The sequence below is a fragment of the Comamonas sp. SY3 genome, from assembly GCF_041730275.1.
In the GTDB taxonomy this organism is placed as follows: Bacteria; Pseudomonadota; Gammaproteobacteria; order Burkholderiales; family Burkholderiaceae_C; genus Comamonas; species Comamonas sediminis.
The window spans coordinates 130,325-144,665 of record NZ_JBGTYN010000006.1; the positions used below are offsets into that span (position 1 = coordinate 130,325).

Annotated in this window: 15 protein-coding genes and 1 tRNA gene; 13 read left to right on the forward strand and 3 right to left on the reverse strand. The window is 64.2% G+C overall.

Annotation, left to right across the window (positions count from 1 at the left end):
- Window positions 1–9: 9 nt before the first annotated feature.
- The 5 genes from ispE (at window position 10) to pth (ending at window position 3,440) form a co-directional block, all read left to right on the forward strand.
- The gene (gene ispE, locus ACCQ08_RS10280; protein ID WP_239810845.1) at window positions 10–867 is read left to right on the forward strand and encodes a 4-(cytidine 5'-diphospho)-2-C-methyl-D-erythritol kinase; all 858 of its coding nucleotides are present in this window, start codon (window positions 10–12) and stop codon (window positions 865–867) included.
- 40 nt (window positions 868–907) lie between these two features.
- Window positions 908–984 (forward strand) — tRNA-Gln (locus tag ACCQ08_RS10285).
- Between the two features lie 56 nt (window positions 985–1,040).
- Window positions 1,041–2,006, forward strand: a complete 966-nt coding sequence (locus ACCQ08_RS10290; RefSeq protein WP_239810844.1) for a ribose-phosphate pyrophosphokinase — start codon at window positions 1,041–1,043, stop codon at window positions 2,004–2,006.
- A gap of 129 nt (window positions 2,007–2,135) precedes the next feature.
- Entirely contained in the window at window positions 2,136–2,726 is a 591-nt protein-coding gene (locus ACCQ08_RS10295; protein WP_116927040.1) for a 50S ribosomal protein L25/general stress protein Ctc, read from the forward strand.
- A gap of 105 nt (window positions 2,727–2,831) precedes the next feature.
- Window positions 2,832–3,440 carry an aminoacyl-tRNA hydrolase gene (pth, locus tag ACCQ08_RS10300; protein WP_373449735.1) on the forward strand — a complete coding sequence of 203 codons (609 nt, stop codon included), beginning with the start codon at window positions 2,832–2,834 and terminating at the stop codon, window positions 3,438–3,440.
- Between the two features lie 69 nt (window positions 3,441–3,509).
- On the opposite strand, the gene ACCQ08_RS10305 is transcribed toward pth, so the two are convergent.
- Entirely contained in the window at window positions 3,510–3,767 is a 258-nt protein-coding gene (locus tag ACCQ08_RS10305; protein ID WP_239810842.1) for a YfhL family 4Fe-4S dicluster ferredoxin, read from the reverse strand.
- 199 nt (window positions 3,768–3,966) lie between these two features.
- Here ACCQ08_RS10305 and ACCQ08_RS10310 point away from each other — a divergent pair, with 199 nt between their 5' ends.
- The 7 genes from ACCQ08_RS10310 (at window position 3,967) to ACCQ08_RS10340 (ending at window position 12,207) form a co-directional block, all read left to right on the forward strand.
- Entirely contained in the window at window positions 3,967–4,929 is a 963-nt protein-coding gene (locus ACCQ08_RS10310) for an ABC transporter permease (RefSeq protein ID WP_312416349.1), read from the forward strand.
- A 7-nt stretch (window positions 4,930–4,936) separates the two neighbouring features.
- Window positions 4,937–5,848, forward strand: coding sequence for an ABC transporter permease (locus ACCQ08_RS10315; RefSeq protein WP_373449736.1), 912 nt, complete (start codon window positions 4,937–4,939; stop codon window positions 5,846–5,848).
- A gap of 28 nt (window positions 5,849–5,876) precedes the next feature.
- Window positions 5,877–6,902, forward strand: coding sequence for an ABC transporter ATP-binding protein (locus tag ACCQ08_RS10320; RefSeq protein ID WP_373449737.1), 1,026 nt, complete (start codon window positions 5,877–5,879; stop codon window positions 6,900–6,902).
- A complete protein-coding gene (locus ACCQ08_RS10325; RefSeq protein ID WP_373449738.1) occupies window positions 6,899–7,750 on the forward strand; it encodes an ATP-binding cassette domain-containing protein in 852 nt (283 codons plus the stop codon). Before ACCQ08_RS10320 ends, ACCQ08_RS10325 begins: the two co-directional genes overlap by 4 nt.
- Window positions 7,751–7,843: 93 nt before the next feature.
- Window positions 7,844–9,334: an ABC transporter substrate-binding protein gene (locus ACCQ08_RS10330; protein WP_373449739.1), complete on the forward strand. Its 1,491-nt coding sequence runs from the start codon at window positions 7,844–7,846 to the stop codon at window positions 9,332–9,334.
- 108 nt (window positions 9,335–9,442) lie between these two features.
- Window positions 9,443–10,849: an amidase gene (locus ACCQ08_RS10335; protein WP_373449740.1), complete on the forward strand. Its 1,407-nt coding sequence runs from the start codon at window positions 9,443–9,445 to the stop codon at window positions 10,847–10,849.
- A 17-nt stretch (window positions 10,850–10,866) separates the two neighbouring features.
- Window positions 10,867–12,207, forward strand: coding sequence for a tetratricopeptide repeat protein (locus tag ACCQ08_RS10340; protein WP_373449741.1), 1,341 nt, complete (start codon window positions 10,867–10,869; stop codon window positions 12,205–12,207).
- A 4-nt stretch (window positions 12,208–12,211) separates the two neighbouring features.
- On the opposite strand, the gene ACCQ08_RS10345 is transcribed toward ACCQ08_RS10340, so the two are convergent.
- Window positions 12,212–13,069, reverse strand: coding sequence for a LysR substrate-binding domain-containing protein (locus ACCQ08_RS10345; RefSeq protein ID WP_373449742.1), 858 nt, complete (start codon window positions 13,067–13,069; stop codon window positions 12,212–12,214).
- 104 nt (window positions 13,070–13,173) lie between these two features.
- Here ACCQ08_RS10345 and ACCQ08_RS10350 point away from each other — a divergent pair, with 104 nt between their 5' ends.
- Window positions 13,174–13,566: a tautomerase family protein gene (locus ACCQ08_RS10350; RefSeq protein ID WP_239810834.1), complete on the forward strand. Its 393-nt coding sequence runs from the start codon at window positions 13,174–13,176 to the stop codon at window positions 13,564–13,566.
- A 33-nt stretch (window positions 13,567–13,599) separates the two neighbouring features.
- Here ACCQ08_RS10350 and ACCQ08_RS10355 read toward each other — a convergent pair whose 3' ends face one another.
- Window positions 13,600–14,259 carry a LysE family translocator gene (locus ACCQ08_RS10355; protein WP_373449743.1) on the reverse strand — a complete coding sequence of 220 codons (660 nt, stop codon included), beginning with the start codon at window positions 14,257–14,259 and terminating at the stop codon, window positions 13,600–13,602.
- Window positions 14,260–14,341: the final 82 nt, after the last annotated feature.

The following is a 14,341-nucleotide window of genomic DNA, read 5'->3' on the forward strand; positions in this document are numbered from 1 at the left end:
CCGAGATCCATGCGTACGCTGTACGACGTTCCTGCGCCTGCCAAACTCAACCTGTTCCTGCATATCACCGGCAGACGCGCCGATGGCTACCATCTGCTGCAGTCGGTGTTCATGCTGATCGATTGGGCCGACACCCTGCACTTCGAGCTGCGCAGCGGCGGCCAGATCAGCCGCGAAGACCTGAACACGCCGCTGCCTGCCGATGACCTGATCACCCGCGCCGCCAGGGCTTTGCAGCAGGCCACTGGCTGCCGCCAGGGTGTGCACATCGGCGTGCACAAAAACCTGCCAGCCCAGGCTGGTATGGGCGGCGGCTCATCGGATGCGGCCAGTACCTTGCTGGCGCTCAACCAGCTCTGGGATCTGAAACTCTCGCGCAGCGAACTGCAGCGCATCGGGCTGACCTTGGGCGCCGATGTTCCTTTTTTTATTTTTGGAAAGTCGGCTTGGGTCGAAGGAATCGGTGACATAATACGTCCACTCGAAAACGAGCAGCAACTAGCAGACACCGCGCTGGTAGTTGTGAAGCCGCAAGAGGGTCTGGATACGAAATTAATTTTTTCAAGTCCGAACCTAAAACGCGATTCAGAAGCTGCTACAATGACGAGCTTCGCTGCAGAGAACTTTGACTTCGGTCGAAACGACTTGCAGCCGGTCGCAGAAAGCCTGTGCCCTTCGATAAAAAAAGTTTCTGACTTTTTGAAATCACAAGGATTACATGCTAGAATGACGGGCTCAGGTAGCGCAGTTTTCGCAGTGAAGAAAATGCAAGCTAATAGCTGCCAGAGCAGTTTTTCACAAGACTGGACAGTGAAAGATTGCACAAGTCTGATGGAACACCCTCTCAGAGGTTGGACCCAAGACTGAAAGTTTTAAAGGATTGGTGATGCTTAGCACCAATTCTTGTAGGGGAGTCGCCAAGCTGGTTAAGGCACCGGATTTTGATTCCGGCATGCGAAGGTTCGAATCCTTCTTCCCCTGCCATATTTCTTACCGCGTACAAGCAACGCACACAGCTAACCCATACCCACTGGGACGCTATGCAAGACCATCATCCAGACTTCATGGTTTTCACAGGCAACGCCAACCGCGAGCTTGCCTCTGAAATTGCACAACACCTCCATACCTCCCTGGGTAACGCCGACGTAGGCCGTTTCTCTGACGGTGAAGTCACCGTCGAGATCAAGCAAAACGTTCGTACCCGCGATGTGTTCGTGGTGCAGCCCACCTGCGCTCCCACCAACGACCACCTGATGGAACTGCTGGTGATGGTCGACGCGTTGAAGCGCGCATCGGCCGAGCACATCTGTGCCGTGATCCCCTATTTCGGCTATGCCCGCCAGGACCGCCGTGTCCGCTCGACCCGCGTGCCCATCACGGCCAAGGTCGTTGCCAACATGCTCCAAGCCGCTGGCGTCAGCCGCGTGCTGACCATGGACCTGCATGCCGACCAGATCCAGGGCTTTTTCGATATTCCTGTCGACAACATCTATGCATCGCCTGTGCTGCTGGGCGACCTGCGCCAGAAGAACTACGAAGACCTGATCGTCGTGTCGCCGGACGTGGGTGGTGTGGTGCGTGCACGCGCACTGGCCAAGCAACTCCATTGCGATCTGGCCATCATCGACAAGCGCCGCCCCAAGGCCAATGTCTCCGAAGTCATGCACGTGATCGGTGACATCGATGGCCGCAACTGCGTCATCATGGACGACATGATCGATACCGCAGGTACCTTGGTGAAGGCGGCTGAAGTGCTGAAGGAACGTGGCGCCAAGAAGGTCTACGCCTATTGCACGCACCCCATTTTCTCGGGCCCGGCCATCGAGCGTATCGGCAATGGCGCGGCTCTCGACGAAGTTGTCGTGACCAACACCATCCCGCTGTCGCCCAATGCCCGCAACTGCAGCAAGATCCGCCAGCTGTCGGTGGCGCCGCTGATCGGTGAGACGATGCACCGCATTGCCACCGGCGAATCGGTGATGAGCCTGTTCCAGGAAGCCGAGTGAACCAAGGGCCCGCAAGGCCCTTTTTCTGCTTTCTGCTAAAATAGATAGTTTTCGCTGGCCGCTGCAATTTGCAGCGGCCTTTTTAACCGGGTGAACTGGTCGCGGTTCATCCCCCATTGGAGTAATGAAATGAACGTTGTCGCTTTTGCGCGCGCTAAGCAAGGTACGGGTGCGAGCCGCCGCCTGCGTAATTCTGGCCGTACGCCTGGCATCATCTACGGTGCTGCTGCTGAGCCTCAGTTGATCGAAGTGGACCACAACAGCCTGTGGTACGCACTGAAGAAGGAAGCCTTCCACGCATCCGTGCTGGAACTGGACCTGGACGGCGCCAAGAGCCAAGTGCTGCTGCGCGACGTGCAATACCACCCCTACAAGCAGCTGGTGCTGCACATCGACTTCCAACGCGTCGATGCCAACACCGCGCTGACCATGAAGGTGCCCGTCCACTTCAGCGGTGCTGAAGAGTCCCCAGCTGTCAAGATCGACAAGTGCCTGGTGACCCCGGTTGTGACCGAAATCCAGGTGATCTGCATGCCCAAGGACCTGCCCGAATTCATCGCGGTGGACCTGAGCAAGCTGGAAAAGGGTTCGACCGTCCACCTGAAGGACATCGCTCTGCCCAAGGGCGTGAAGCTGGCTGCACAAACCAACCCTGCGCTGGTGTCCGTGGCCGCTCCTGCTGCTGCTGAACCCGCAGAAGGCGAAGCGCCTGCTGCTTAATTGCACGGCAAGCTGCTGACGCCTCTGGCGTCTGCAAGCCAGAGGCTGCATTGCTGGTCAATGCAGCCTTTTTTCATTCCTCCCCCCACTTCACTCCATCCGCCCATGATCAAGCTGTTTGTTGGCCTCGGCAATCCCGGCCCTGAATACGAAGGCACACGCCACAACGCCGGCTTCTGGTGGATCGATGCACTGGCCCGCGACCTGCGCCTGCAGCTGGTACCCGACCGCAATTACTACGGCCTGGTCGCACGCACCTCGGTGCAAGGCGAGTCGGTCTGGCTGCTGGAGCCCCAGACCTTCATGAACCTGTCGGGCAAATCGGTCGGCGCGCTCGCACGCTTTTTCAAAATCAAGCCCGAAGAGATACTGGTCGTGCACGACGAACTCGATCTGCCGCCGGGCCAGGTCAAGCTCAAGCGAGGCGGAGGTCACGGCGGCCACAACGGCCTGCGCGACATCCATGCGCAGCTGGGATCATCCGATTACTGGCGCCTGCGCATCGGCATCGGCCACCCCGGTGACAAGCAGGAGGTGCCCAACTGGGTGCTGCGCAAACCAGCGCCAGACCAGCGCAGCTTGATGGAAGACAGCATCATCCATGCGCTGCAGGCATCGCCCGAGCTGTTGGCCGGCGACATGGACAAGGCCACCCTCAAGATCCACACCACCAAGCCCCAGCGGCCCAAGCCGCCACGCCCTCCCGCTGCCTGAGGGCGGGCAAAGGTCAGCGCAGCGGCCAGACCCTACTCATCGCCTGGAGCAGCCAGCGCCGCTGACCTGTCACAACGCCTTGTCGGCCTGCAAGCGCAAATAGCGCTGCATCAACGTGGGCTTGTCTTCCTGAAAATCGGGGTGCACCGGAATGCAGGCGACCGGGCAGATCTGCACACACTGAGGCTCATCGAAATGGCCCACACATTCGGTGCAGCGGTGCGGATCGATCTCGTAGTAGTCCTCCCCCATCGAGATGGCATCGTTGGGGCACTCGGGCTCGCAGACATCGCAGTTGATGCACTCGTCGGTAATCATCAAGGCCATGGCGGCGTCTCCAAGATTCCAGCACGGGGGAAGAAGTGTGACATGAGCGACATTATCCCGCGTGCGCCTTAGCCATACTCGTGGCACTGCGAGTAAGCATGTATGGTGTGTCGGAATTGTTCGCGTTATGCTTGCCGCTGCGAAAAAATACAACCAGCACCTGCAGTCTGCGCGCCTTTCCTAACCACGATGGCTATCCATGGGCTTATTCATTCTCAAGCGCACACTCACCTTGCTGCTCACCTTGCTGGGCACCTCGATTGTCGTCTTCCTCGTGCTGGAGATCCTGCCGGGCAACGCCGCCCAGATGCTGATGGGGCCCGATGCCGCTCCCGAAGCGGTGGCGGAACTGGCCGAGCAGCTCGGGCTCAACCAACCTGCGTGGGAGCGCTACGTGCACTGGATCTCGGGACTCGTGCACCTGGACCTGGGCAACAGCTACAGCTACGGCACCCCCGTCATTGAACTGATTGCCGAGCGCATGGCGCTCACCTTGCCGCTGGCCCTGATGGCCATGGCCATCACCACCGTCGTTGCACTGGCCGCCGGCATCTATGCCGCCAGCCGCCACAACAAGATCGGTGATGTCAGCGTCATGGGCCTCGCCCAGCTGGGTATTGCGATTCCCAATTTCTGGTTCGCCATTTTGCTGATCCTGCTGTTTTCGGTACAGCTCAAATGGTTCTCGGCGGGCGGCTTTCCGGGCTGGACCGAGGCTTCGGGCGGCTCGCCCTGGGCAGCGGTCAAGTCGCTGTTGCTGCCAGCGCTGTCGTTGGCGGTGGTGCAGGCCGCCATCCTGGCGCGCATCACCCGCTCGTCGGTGCTCGAAGTGTTGCGTGAGGACTTTGTCCGCACCGCCAGGGCCAAGGGACTGTCGCAGCGTGCAGCGCTGTATGGCCATGTGCTGCGCAATGCACTGGTGCCGGTGGTCACCGTGATGGGCCTGCAGTTTGCCGAGCTGATGGCCGGCACGATCGTTGTCGAGAACGTGTTTTACCTGCCCGGCATGGGCCGCCTGATCTTTCAGGCCATTGCCAACCGGGACCTGATGGTGGTGCGTAACTGTGTGATGCTGTTGGCAGCCATGGTGGTGATCGTCAATTTCGTGGTGGACCTGCTTTATGCCTGGATCGACCCCCGCACCAAAGCCAGCGATATCTGAGCACGCCATGCAGCCACCTACCTCCGTCGCCCCCACCCTGCCTACCCCCCCGGCCAGCACAGCGCCGGGCCATACCGCACCCCGCAACGCGCTGTGGCGCCGCGCCGCACGCAACCCCAGCTTCATGATCGGACTGGTGCTCACAGCACTGCTCCTGCTCGCGGCTGGCCTGTCCTATGTCTGGACGCCCTACTCGGCCTTCGAGATGAACATGGAGGCCAAGCTGCAAGGGCCTTCGCTCGCCCACTGGCTGGGCACCGATGCCTATGGCCGCGATGTCGCTTCCCAGCTGCTGCTGGGCGCCCGGGCCTCGATCCTGGTCGGCGTCATTGCCGTGGGCATCGGCGTCGTGGTCGGCACGGCGCTGGGCCTGCTGGCCGCTGCCAAACGCGGCTGGGTCGAAGAAGCCATCATGCGCCTGGCCGATTTCTCGCTGGCCTTCCCCGCGATTCTCTCGGCCATCATGCTGACCGCCGTCTTCGGCCCGGGCATCGTCAACGCGATCGTGGCCATCGGCATCTACAACATTCCGATGTTCGCCCGCATTGCACGCGGCTCGGCCAACACCATCTGGGGGCGCGAATACGTCACCGCTGCGCGCGCCTGCGGCAAGGGCGCCTGGGCCATCACCTGGCAGCATGTGCTGCCCAATATCTCGGCCACGTTGATCGTGCAATGCACCATCCGCTTTGCGATTGCGATCCTGGCAGAAGCCGCGCTGTCCTACCTGGGCCTGGGCACCCAGCCACCGCAGCCATCCTGGGGCCGCATGCTGAGCGAGGCGCAGACCTTGATGTTCCAGGCGCCGCTGCTGGCCGTCTTCCCCGGTGTGGCGATTGCCCTGTCGGTGCTGGGCCTCAACCTGCTGGGCGACGGTCTGCGCGACCTGCTCGACCCCCGTCTCGCCCGCAAGCGCTAAGAACGTGTTGACGTTCTAAGGAGTGTCCATGGCATTGATTGATGTACAGCAGCTCGAGATCGTGCTGCAAACCCACCGGGGCCCTGCCCGCGCCGTGCGCGATGTGAGCTTCCAGATCGAGCGCGGCCAGGCGCTGGGCCTGATTGGCGAATCGGGCTGCGGCAAATCCATCACGGCCATGGCCTTGATGGGCCTGCTGCCGGAATCGGCCCAGGTCAATGGCAGCGCCACGCTGGATGGCCAAAGCCTGGTGCAGCAACCCGACCGCTGGTGGCGCAGTGTGCGCGGCAACCGCATTGCGATGATCTTCCAGGAGCCAATGACGGCGTTGAACCCGGTGCACACCATCGGCCGCCAGATCAGCGAACCGCTGCGGCTGCACAAGGGTTGGAGCGCGCGCCAGGCCCGTGAAGAAGCAATTGCGCTGCTCGACCGCGTCGGCATTGCCCAGCCGGCGCAGCGCTTTGATGCCTATCCGCACCAGTTCTCGGGGGGACAGCGCCAGCGCATCACGATCGCGATGGCGCTGGCCTGCGGCCCGGATCTGCTGATCGCCGACGAACCCACGACGGCGCTGGACGTCACCATCCAGCAGCAGATCCTGGACCTGATCAATGGCCTGGTCGAAGAGCGCCAGATGGCCCTGCTGCTGATCTCGCACGATCTGGGTTTGATCTCGCAGAACGTCGACAAGATGGTCGTGATGTACGGCGGCACCGTCGTCGAATCGGGCAGCACGGAGGCCGTGTTCGAGCACATGGCCCACCCCTACACCCGGGGCCTGCTGGCCGCGCGCCCCAGCATGCAGCCGCGCCTGCAGGGCCAGCCCCAGCGCCTGCACACCATTGCCGGCTCGGTGCCCGAGCTGGTCGACCTGCCCGCTGGCTGCACCTTTGCCGGGCGCTGCAGCTTTACCCAGCCCCCCTGCTTTGTGCAAAAGCCGCCCCGTGTGGCCCTGCCATCGACCCATCCGCACGAGACGCACCAGGTGCACTGCCTGCGGCCCGAGGCCTACGCCATCGCCACCGAGACCCCTGACGAGACCCCCGCATGACGGCAGCCTCCCACGACACCCCCTTGCTGCAAGTGCGCGACCTGGTGCGCACCTACACGCTGCCCCGCGAAAAGCTGTTTTCCGCGCCTCCGACGGTGCGCGCCCTCAAGGGCGTGAGCTTTGACCTGCATGCCGGCCAGAGCCTGGGCATCGTCGGCGAGTCGGGCTCGGGCAAGTCCACCCTGGCGCGCCTGGTGATGGCGCTGGACCAGCCGACCGCCGGCCAGGTGCTGCTGGAAGGCCAGGACCTGCACCGCATGGAAGCGGAGGCGCTGCAACGCGCGCGCAAGGATTTCCAGATGGTCTTCCAGGACCCCTATGGCTCGCTCGACCCGCGCCAGACCGTCGAGCGCATCGTCAGCGAACCGCTGCAGGCCCAAAACACCAGCTCGCGTGCCGAGCAGCGCGAGCGCGCCAGCCAGGTACTGCAGCAGGTGGCCTTGCGCGCGCAGGATGTGGACAAGTACCCGCATGAGTTCTCCGGCGGCCAGCGCCAGCGCATTGCCATCGCCCGCGCACTGATCACCAAGCCCCGGCTGATCATCGCCGATGAACCCGTGAGTGCGCTGGACGTGTCGGTGCAGGCCCAGGTGCTCAACCTGATGCAGGACCTGCAGCGTGAGCACGGCATCACCTACCTGCTCATCAGCCACGACCTGGCCGTCATCAACCACCTCTGCGATGCGGTGGTGGTGCTCTACCAGGGCGAGATCGTCGAGCGCGGCACGCCCGCCCAGCTGTTCCAGCATGCCCAGCACCCCTATACACAAAAACTGGTGCAGGCCGTGCCCCAGGTCAGGCCCCGGCGTCACCGCATGCCAGCAGGGATTGGCGCAAGTCCTGTATAACCGTGCTTGAGCTTCCCGGCGCGCCCGGCAACGGCGGCGCCACTGCCCAGCTTTCCCCATAAATTGAATAAACCCCTATCCAAGGAGTACCGGATGCTGAACCGTAGACACCTGCTTGCTGCAGGCACCCTGGCACCGCTGCCGCTGTGGCTGCCTGGCATCGCCCAGGCGCAGGCCAAGAAAGACACCGTTGTGCTGGGCATGACCCTGGAGCCGCCAGGGCTGGACCCCACCGCCGGCGCCGCCTCGTCGATTGCCGAGATCACCCACTACAACCTCTACGAGACGCTGACCAAGATCAATTCGGACGGCAGCGTCTCGCCGCTGCTGGCCGAGAGCTGGGAGGTCTCGCCCGATCTGAAGACCTACACCTTCAAGCTGCGCAAAGGGGTGAGCTTCCACAATGGCGAGCCCTTCAACGCCAACAGCGTCAAGTTCTCCTTTGACCGCGCAGCTGGTGAGAAGAGCACCAACAAGGACAAGCGTACCTTCGCCAACCTCACGGCCCAGGTGGTGGACGACCACACGGTGGTGATCCTCAACAAGGAAATCGACCCGGACCTGCTGTTCGTGCTGGGCCAGGCCACCTCGATCATCGTGGAGCCCAAGAGCGCTGACAGCAACGCGACCAAGCCCATCGGCACCGGCCCCTACAAGCTGGGCAACTGGAGCAAAGGGGCATCGATCACCTTGGATGCCTGGCCGCAGTACCGCAACCCCAGCAGCATCCGCATTCGCCGCGCCACCTTCCGCTTCATCTCGGATGCCGCCGCGCAAGTGGCCGCCTTGCTGGCCGGTGATGTGGACATTTTCGCGCGTGTCTCGGCCCGTGGCATCGACCAGTTCAAGACCAACCCGCGCTACCAGGTGGTCATCTCCGGCTCGCGCGCCAAGACCATCGTCGCCATCAACGAGCGCCGCAAGCCGCTGGACGATGTGCGTGTGCGCCGCGCACTGTCTGCCGCCATCGACCGCAAGGCCGTCATTGCCGGTGCGGCCGAAGGCCTGGGCGTGCCGATTGGCAGCCACTACGTGCCCGGCGCCTATGGCTATGTGGACACCACCGGCATCAACCCCTTTGATGTGGAAAAGGCCAAGAAGCTGATGGCCGAGGCTGGCGTGAAGACGCCGCTGAGCCTGAGCATGACCCTGCCGCCCACGCCGTATGCGCGCCAGGGCGGCGAGATCATTGCCGCGCAACTGGCCAAGATCGGCGTCGAGGTCAAGCTGCAGAACGTGGAATGGGCGCAGTGGCTCTCGGGCACCTACACCAACAAGAACTACGACCTGTCGCTGATCTCGCACGTCGAGCCTTTCGACCTGGAGAACTACACCCGGCCCGATTACTACTGGGGCTACAAGTCCGAAAAGTTCAACAAGCTGTTCGAACAGATCAAGCTCGAAGCCCGCCCGGCCGACCGCTCGCGCCTGCTGGGCGAGGCCCAGCGCCTGCTGGCCGAAGATGCCGCGAACGTCTACCTGTACCAGCCGCAGTGGGTGACCATTGCCGCGAAGAACGTGCGTGGCCTGTGGAAGGACATGCCGATCTTCATCAACGACCTGTCATCCATGTACTGGGCTTGAACCCGGTCTTGCGCTAGGCTTCAAACCAGCACACCGCCCATCTACGGCCTGCCGAGATGGGCGTTTTTTCTTTCCGCGTCCCTACCCTTTTCACACCCCCTGCCCGATATGACCGCGTTGCACGATTGGCCCGCCACAGCGCTGCTGGCCGCCTACCAAAAGCAAGAACTCTCCCCTGTCGATGTCATGCAATCCGTCATCGACCATGTCGGGCAGTGGGAGCCGCATCTGTGCGCCACCTACCTGTACCGGCCTGAAGAGGCGCTGGCGCAGGCCCGCGCCAGCGAAGCACGCTGGCACAAGGGCGCACCCGCCGGCCTGCTCGATGGCCTGCCGGTGACGATCAAGGAGAACATCGCCACCCAGGGCGACCCACTGCCCGCAGGCACAGCGGCCGTCACCCTGGTGCCTGCGGCTGCGGATGCGCCGCCCGCAGCCCGCCTGCGCGAGGCCCATGCCATCTGCTTCAGCAAGACCACGATGCCTGACTACGGCATGCTGTCGTCGGGCCTGTCGAGCTTCCACCCGCTGGCGCGCAACCCCTGGGACCTGAGCAAGGGCCCGGGCGGCTCCAGCGCCGGTGGCGGTGCGGCGGCAGCCGCAGGCTACGGGCCGCTGCATATCGGCACCGACATCGGTGGCTCCTTGCGCCTGCCGGCCAGCTGGTGCGGTATCTACAGCCTCAAGCCCAGCCTGGGCCGCATTCCCATCGACCCACCGTACCAAGGCCGCGCTGCGGGGCCGATGACCCGCAGCGTGGACGATTCGGCGCTGATGATGCAGGTGCTGTCGGCCCCCGATGCGCGCGACAGCATGAGCCTGCCGCCGCAGGAGATGGCCTGGAGCACCGTGGCCGCCACCGGTGCGGACTTTATCCGGGGCAAACGCATTGGCCTCTTGCTCGATGCGGGCTGCGGCCTGCCGCTGCAGTCCGAGGTGCGCGCCGCCATTGAGCAGGCTGCTGCACTGCTGGAATCCGCTGGCGCCCGGATCACGCCGATGCCCGCCTTCATGACGCCCGCGATGCTCGACGGCATGGACCGCTTCTGGCGCATGCGCTCGCTGACCGACCTGCAGGCACTCAGCAGCGCGCAGCGCGACAAGGTGCTGCCGTATATCCGTACCTGGGCCGAAAGCGCAGAGGGCATGAGCGGCAGCGCGGTCTTCCAGGCCAGCCAGCAGTTCCACCAGGTGCGCCTGGCCACCGTCAAGGCCTGCAGCGCGTTCGACTTTGTGATCTCGCCGGTGGCGCCCCACGTCGCCTTTGCGGCCGAATGGGCATCCCCGACCAATGACCCCTTGCGCCCGCTGGAGCACATCGGCTTTACCGTGCCCTACAACATGTCGGAGCAGCCGGCCGCCTCCATCAACTGCGGCTACACCACAGCCGGCCTGCCCATTGGCCTGCAGATTGCCGGCGCGCGTTTTGACGACCTGGGCGTGCTGCAGCTGTCGCGGGCTTTCGAGCAGATCCGTGGCCCGCAAAAGCCCTGGCCCCAGCCGCCCAAGGCCTGAGCCGAGGAGACAAACGCATGGGCATGCAGCACGACCTGTATGGCAACCCGGTGAGCAGCGATGCGGCCGCCCTGCCCTACCTGAACGATTTTGCAGAAGGCTTTGCCGCCTGCGAGATGCGCGTGCTGCGCATCCTGGACATGGCCGCGCAGGACCCCAGCCCGCTGGTGCAGACCTGGTGCGCGGCGCTCCATCTGTTTGCCGAAGACGCCCAGGCCGCCCAGCAGGCGCGGCCCTTTTTGCAACGCGCCCGCACCCAGCTGGCGCAGGCCCATGACCGCGAAGCGCAGTGGCTGGCCGCCATCGAGGCCTGGGCCGATGGCGACACGCCCCTGGCCGCGCACAGGCTGGAAGCGCTGGTCCATCACTACCCCCGCGATCTGGCTGCGCTCAAGCTCGCGCACTACCATGCCTTCAACCTGGGCGATTCACCGGCCATGCTGCGCATGGCACTGAACGCCCTGCCGCACTGCGCCGATATCCCCTACTTCCACGGCATGCTGGCCTTTGCCTATGAGCAATGCCATCTGCTCGGGCCGGCCGAGCGCGCAGCGCGCCATGCGCTGCAGCTGCGTTTCAAAGAGCCCTGGGCCCACCATGCGCTGGCCCATGTGCTGCTGACCGAAGGCCGTGTGGATGAAGGCCTGGCCTTCATGCAAGGCGCTAGCGGCAGCTGGACAGGGCTCAACTCCTTCATGCAGACGCACAACTGGTGGCACCTGGCACTGTTCCTGATGGAGGATGCGCGCCACGACGAAGCGCTGCAGCTGCATGACCGCCAGGTCTGGGGAGTGGTGCCCGCCTATTCGCAGGACCAGATCGGCTCCATCTCGCTGCTGGCGCGGCTGGAGCTCGAAGGCGTCGATGTGGGTCAGCGCTGGCAGCAGCTCAGCCCCTACCTGCTGCAGCGCCAGCATGACCATGTGCTGCCGTTTCTCGACCTGCAGTACCTGTACGGCCTCGCCCGCGCCGGGCAGTGGCAGGCCGCGCAGCAGCTGCTGGCCAGCATGCAAAGCCATGCCGATGCGCAGCTGCAGCCCCGGCTGCGCACCGTCTGGCAGGATGTCTGCCTGCCCGCGGCGCGGGGCCTGCTGGCCCATGCACAGGGCCGGTATCTGCAAGCTGCCCAGCTGCTGGGCCCCTTGATTGCGCGCCTGGTAGAGATAGGCGGCAGCCATGCCCAGCGCGACCTGTTCAGCCAGCTGTACTGGAGCGCGCTGCGGCACAGCGGCCAGTGGACGGCCTTGCAAAACCTGGTGCAGCCTTGGCACAACCAGCAGCCGCAATCCAAACGGCTGGCGGCGCATATGCGGCGCATTTACCAGGGCCTGGGTTTGCCGCCCTCCCTGGCCTCGTGAAGGTTCAGGCGACCCAATCCGATTGCAGCAAGGCCCGCACCTGCTGCACCAGCGCAGGCTCGGCCCCCTGCACCGGCAGCAGGCCAAAACGCACACGGCTCAGGCGCGGCAAGCCCGCAGCGGGCAGGACGGGCGCCATCGCCTCGGTCAGCACCGCCGCATTGATGCAGGCCACGCCCAGGCCGGCCGCAATGGCCGACTGCAGGCCGGCAACGCCAGAGGCCTGGTGGGCCACCACATAGTCCACGCCCTGCTGGCGCAAACGCGTCTGGGCATAGTGGCGCAGCGCGCAGCTGTCGGGCAGCACCAGCAGCGGCAGCGGCTGGCCGGGCTCGGCCACCCATTGGCTGGCACGGGCCCAGACCAGCGGCTCCTCCGGCCCCAGCAACTGCAGGCGCTGTTTGAAAGGGGGCAGCGCCATCACCACGCCCAGGTCGCACTGCCCCTGGGCATAGGCGGCCTCCACCTCGGCGCTGCGCAGCACGCTGACCTCCAGCCGCACAGCAGGGTGGCGCTCGGCCAGGGCCTTGAGCATGCGCGCCAGCGCATCGGGTTTGAAGTAGTCGGTAACGGCGAGCTTGAGGGCCCCCTGCAGTGCCAGGCCGCGCATGTCACGCAAGGCATGGTCGGCCATGCCTACCAGCGCCCGTGCATGGCCCAGCAGCTGGGTGCCGGCCGCCGTGGGCAGCACGCCGGTCTTGCTGCGCAGCAGCAGCGGCTTGCCAATGCAGTCTTCCAGCTTCTTGACCTGCTCGCTCACCGCCGACTGCGACAGAAACAGCTGCGGCGCGGCGGCCGTGAGGCTGCCGGCCTCGACAACGGCGATCAGGGTGCGGAGCTGGGCGAGGTCCAGATGGGCCATGGTCTATCCAACGGCATAACAGATGGATACGATCATATCTTCCCGTTTTTCAAATGCAAAGAGGACTCGCACAATCGCCCCATCGTCCCACCCAGGAGCCTTTCATGCCCCATATCGCCATCCAACTCTCCGGCCCCCGCCATGCGGAGCGCCAGCAACAGATCAGCCAGGCCATTGCCCGGCTGACGCAAGACATTCTGGGCAAGCGCCCCGAGGTGATTGCCATCGCCTTCACCCAGGTCGCAGCGCAGGACTGGTGGATTGCAGGCCAGACGCTGGAGGAGCTGGGGCAGTCGGCCTTTCAGCTGGATATCAGCATCACCGACGAGACCAATACCAAGGCGGAGAAAGCGCGCTACCTGCAAGCGGTGTATGACACGATGGCAGGCCTGATGCCGCAGTTGCACCCGGTGTCCTATGTGCATGTGATCGATGCCCGCGCCGCCGCCTATGGCTATGGCGGCAAGACGCAGGAATACCGCTACCACCACAGCTGATGCGCCGCCAGCGCAGGCGCCCTTGGCAGCGCCTCAGCGCTGTGCGGTGGCCAGCTTGACCGCCAGGCCCACAAATACCACGGCGGTAATCTTGTTGAGCCAGAACTGTGCGCGCGGCGAGCGCAGCAGCAGATTGCCAAAGGCGCCCGAGAACAGCGCAATGGCGCCAAACACCAGGAAGGCCGCCAGGATGAACACGGCGCCAAACACAAAGATCTGCGGGCCGACCGGGCCGATGGCGGGGTCGGCAAACTGCGGCAAAAAGGCCAGGAAGAAGATCAGCACCTTGGGGTTGGTGAGGTTCATCACCACGCCACGGCGCACCATGACCAGCAGGTCCGTGCCCGCGATGTCCGTCCAACCGCTTCCGCTGGCGGCCGCTCCGCCAGCAGATGCATCTGCAGCCACCGGTGCCCGCCAGGCACCCCAGGCGAGGTAGGCCAGGTAGGCCGCGCCACACCACTTGAGCACCGTGAATGCAATGCTGGACGCGGCAAACACCGCTGCCAGCCCCAGCGCCACCGCCGTGGTGTGCACCACCACGCCCAGGCACAGGCCCACGACCACGGCAATGCCCACGCGCCAGCCGCGCTGGATCGATTGCATCAGCACAAACAGGTTGTCCGGCCCTGGCGATAGCGCCAGCAACACGGCAACACCAAAAAAGGCCAGCAGGGATTGGAAAGTGGGCATAGGAATGTCTCGGGAATGAGCCGCAGACCAGCGGCGAAGAACCGGCACATTATGGCCTGCGGCCCAGCCGAACAGATCTGCC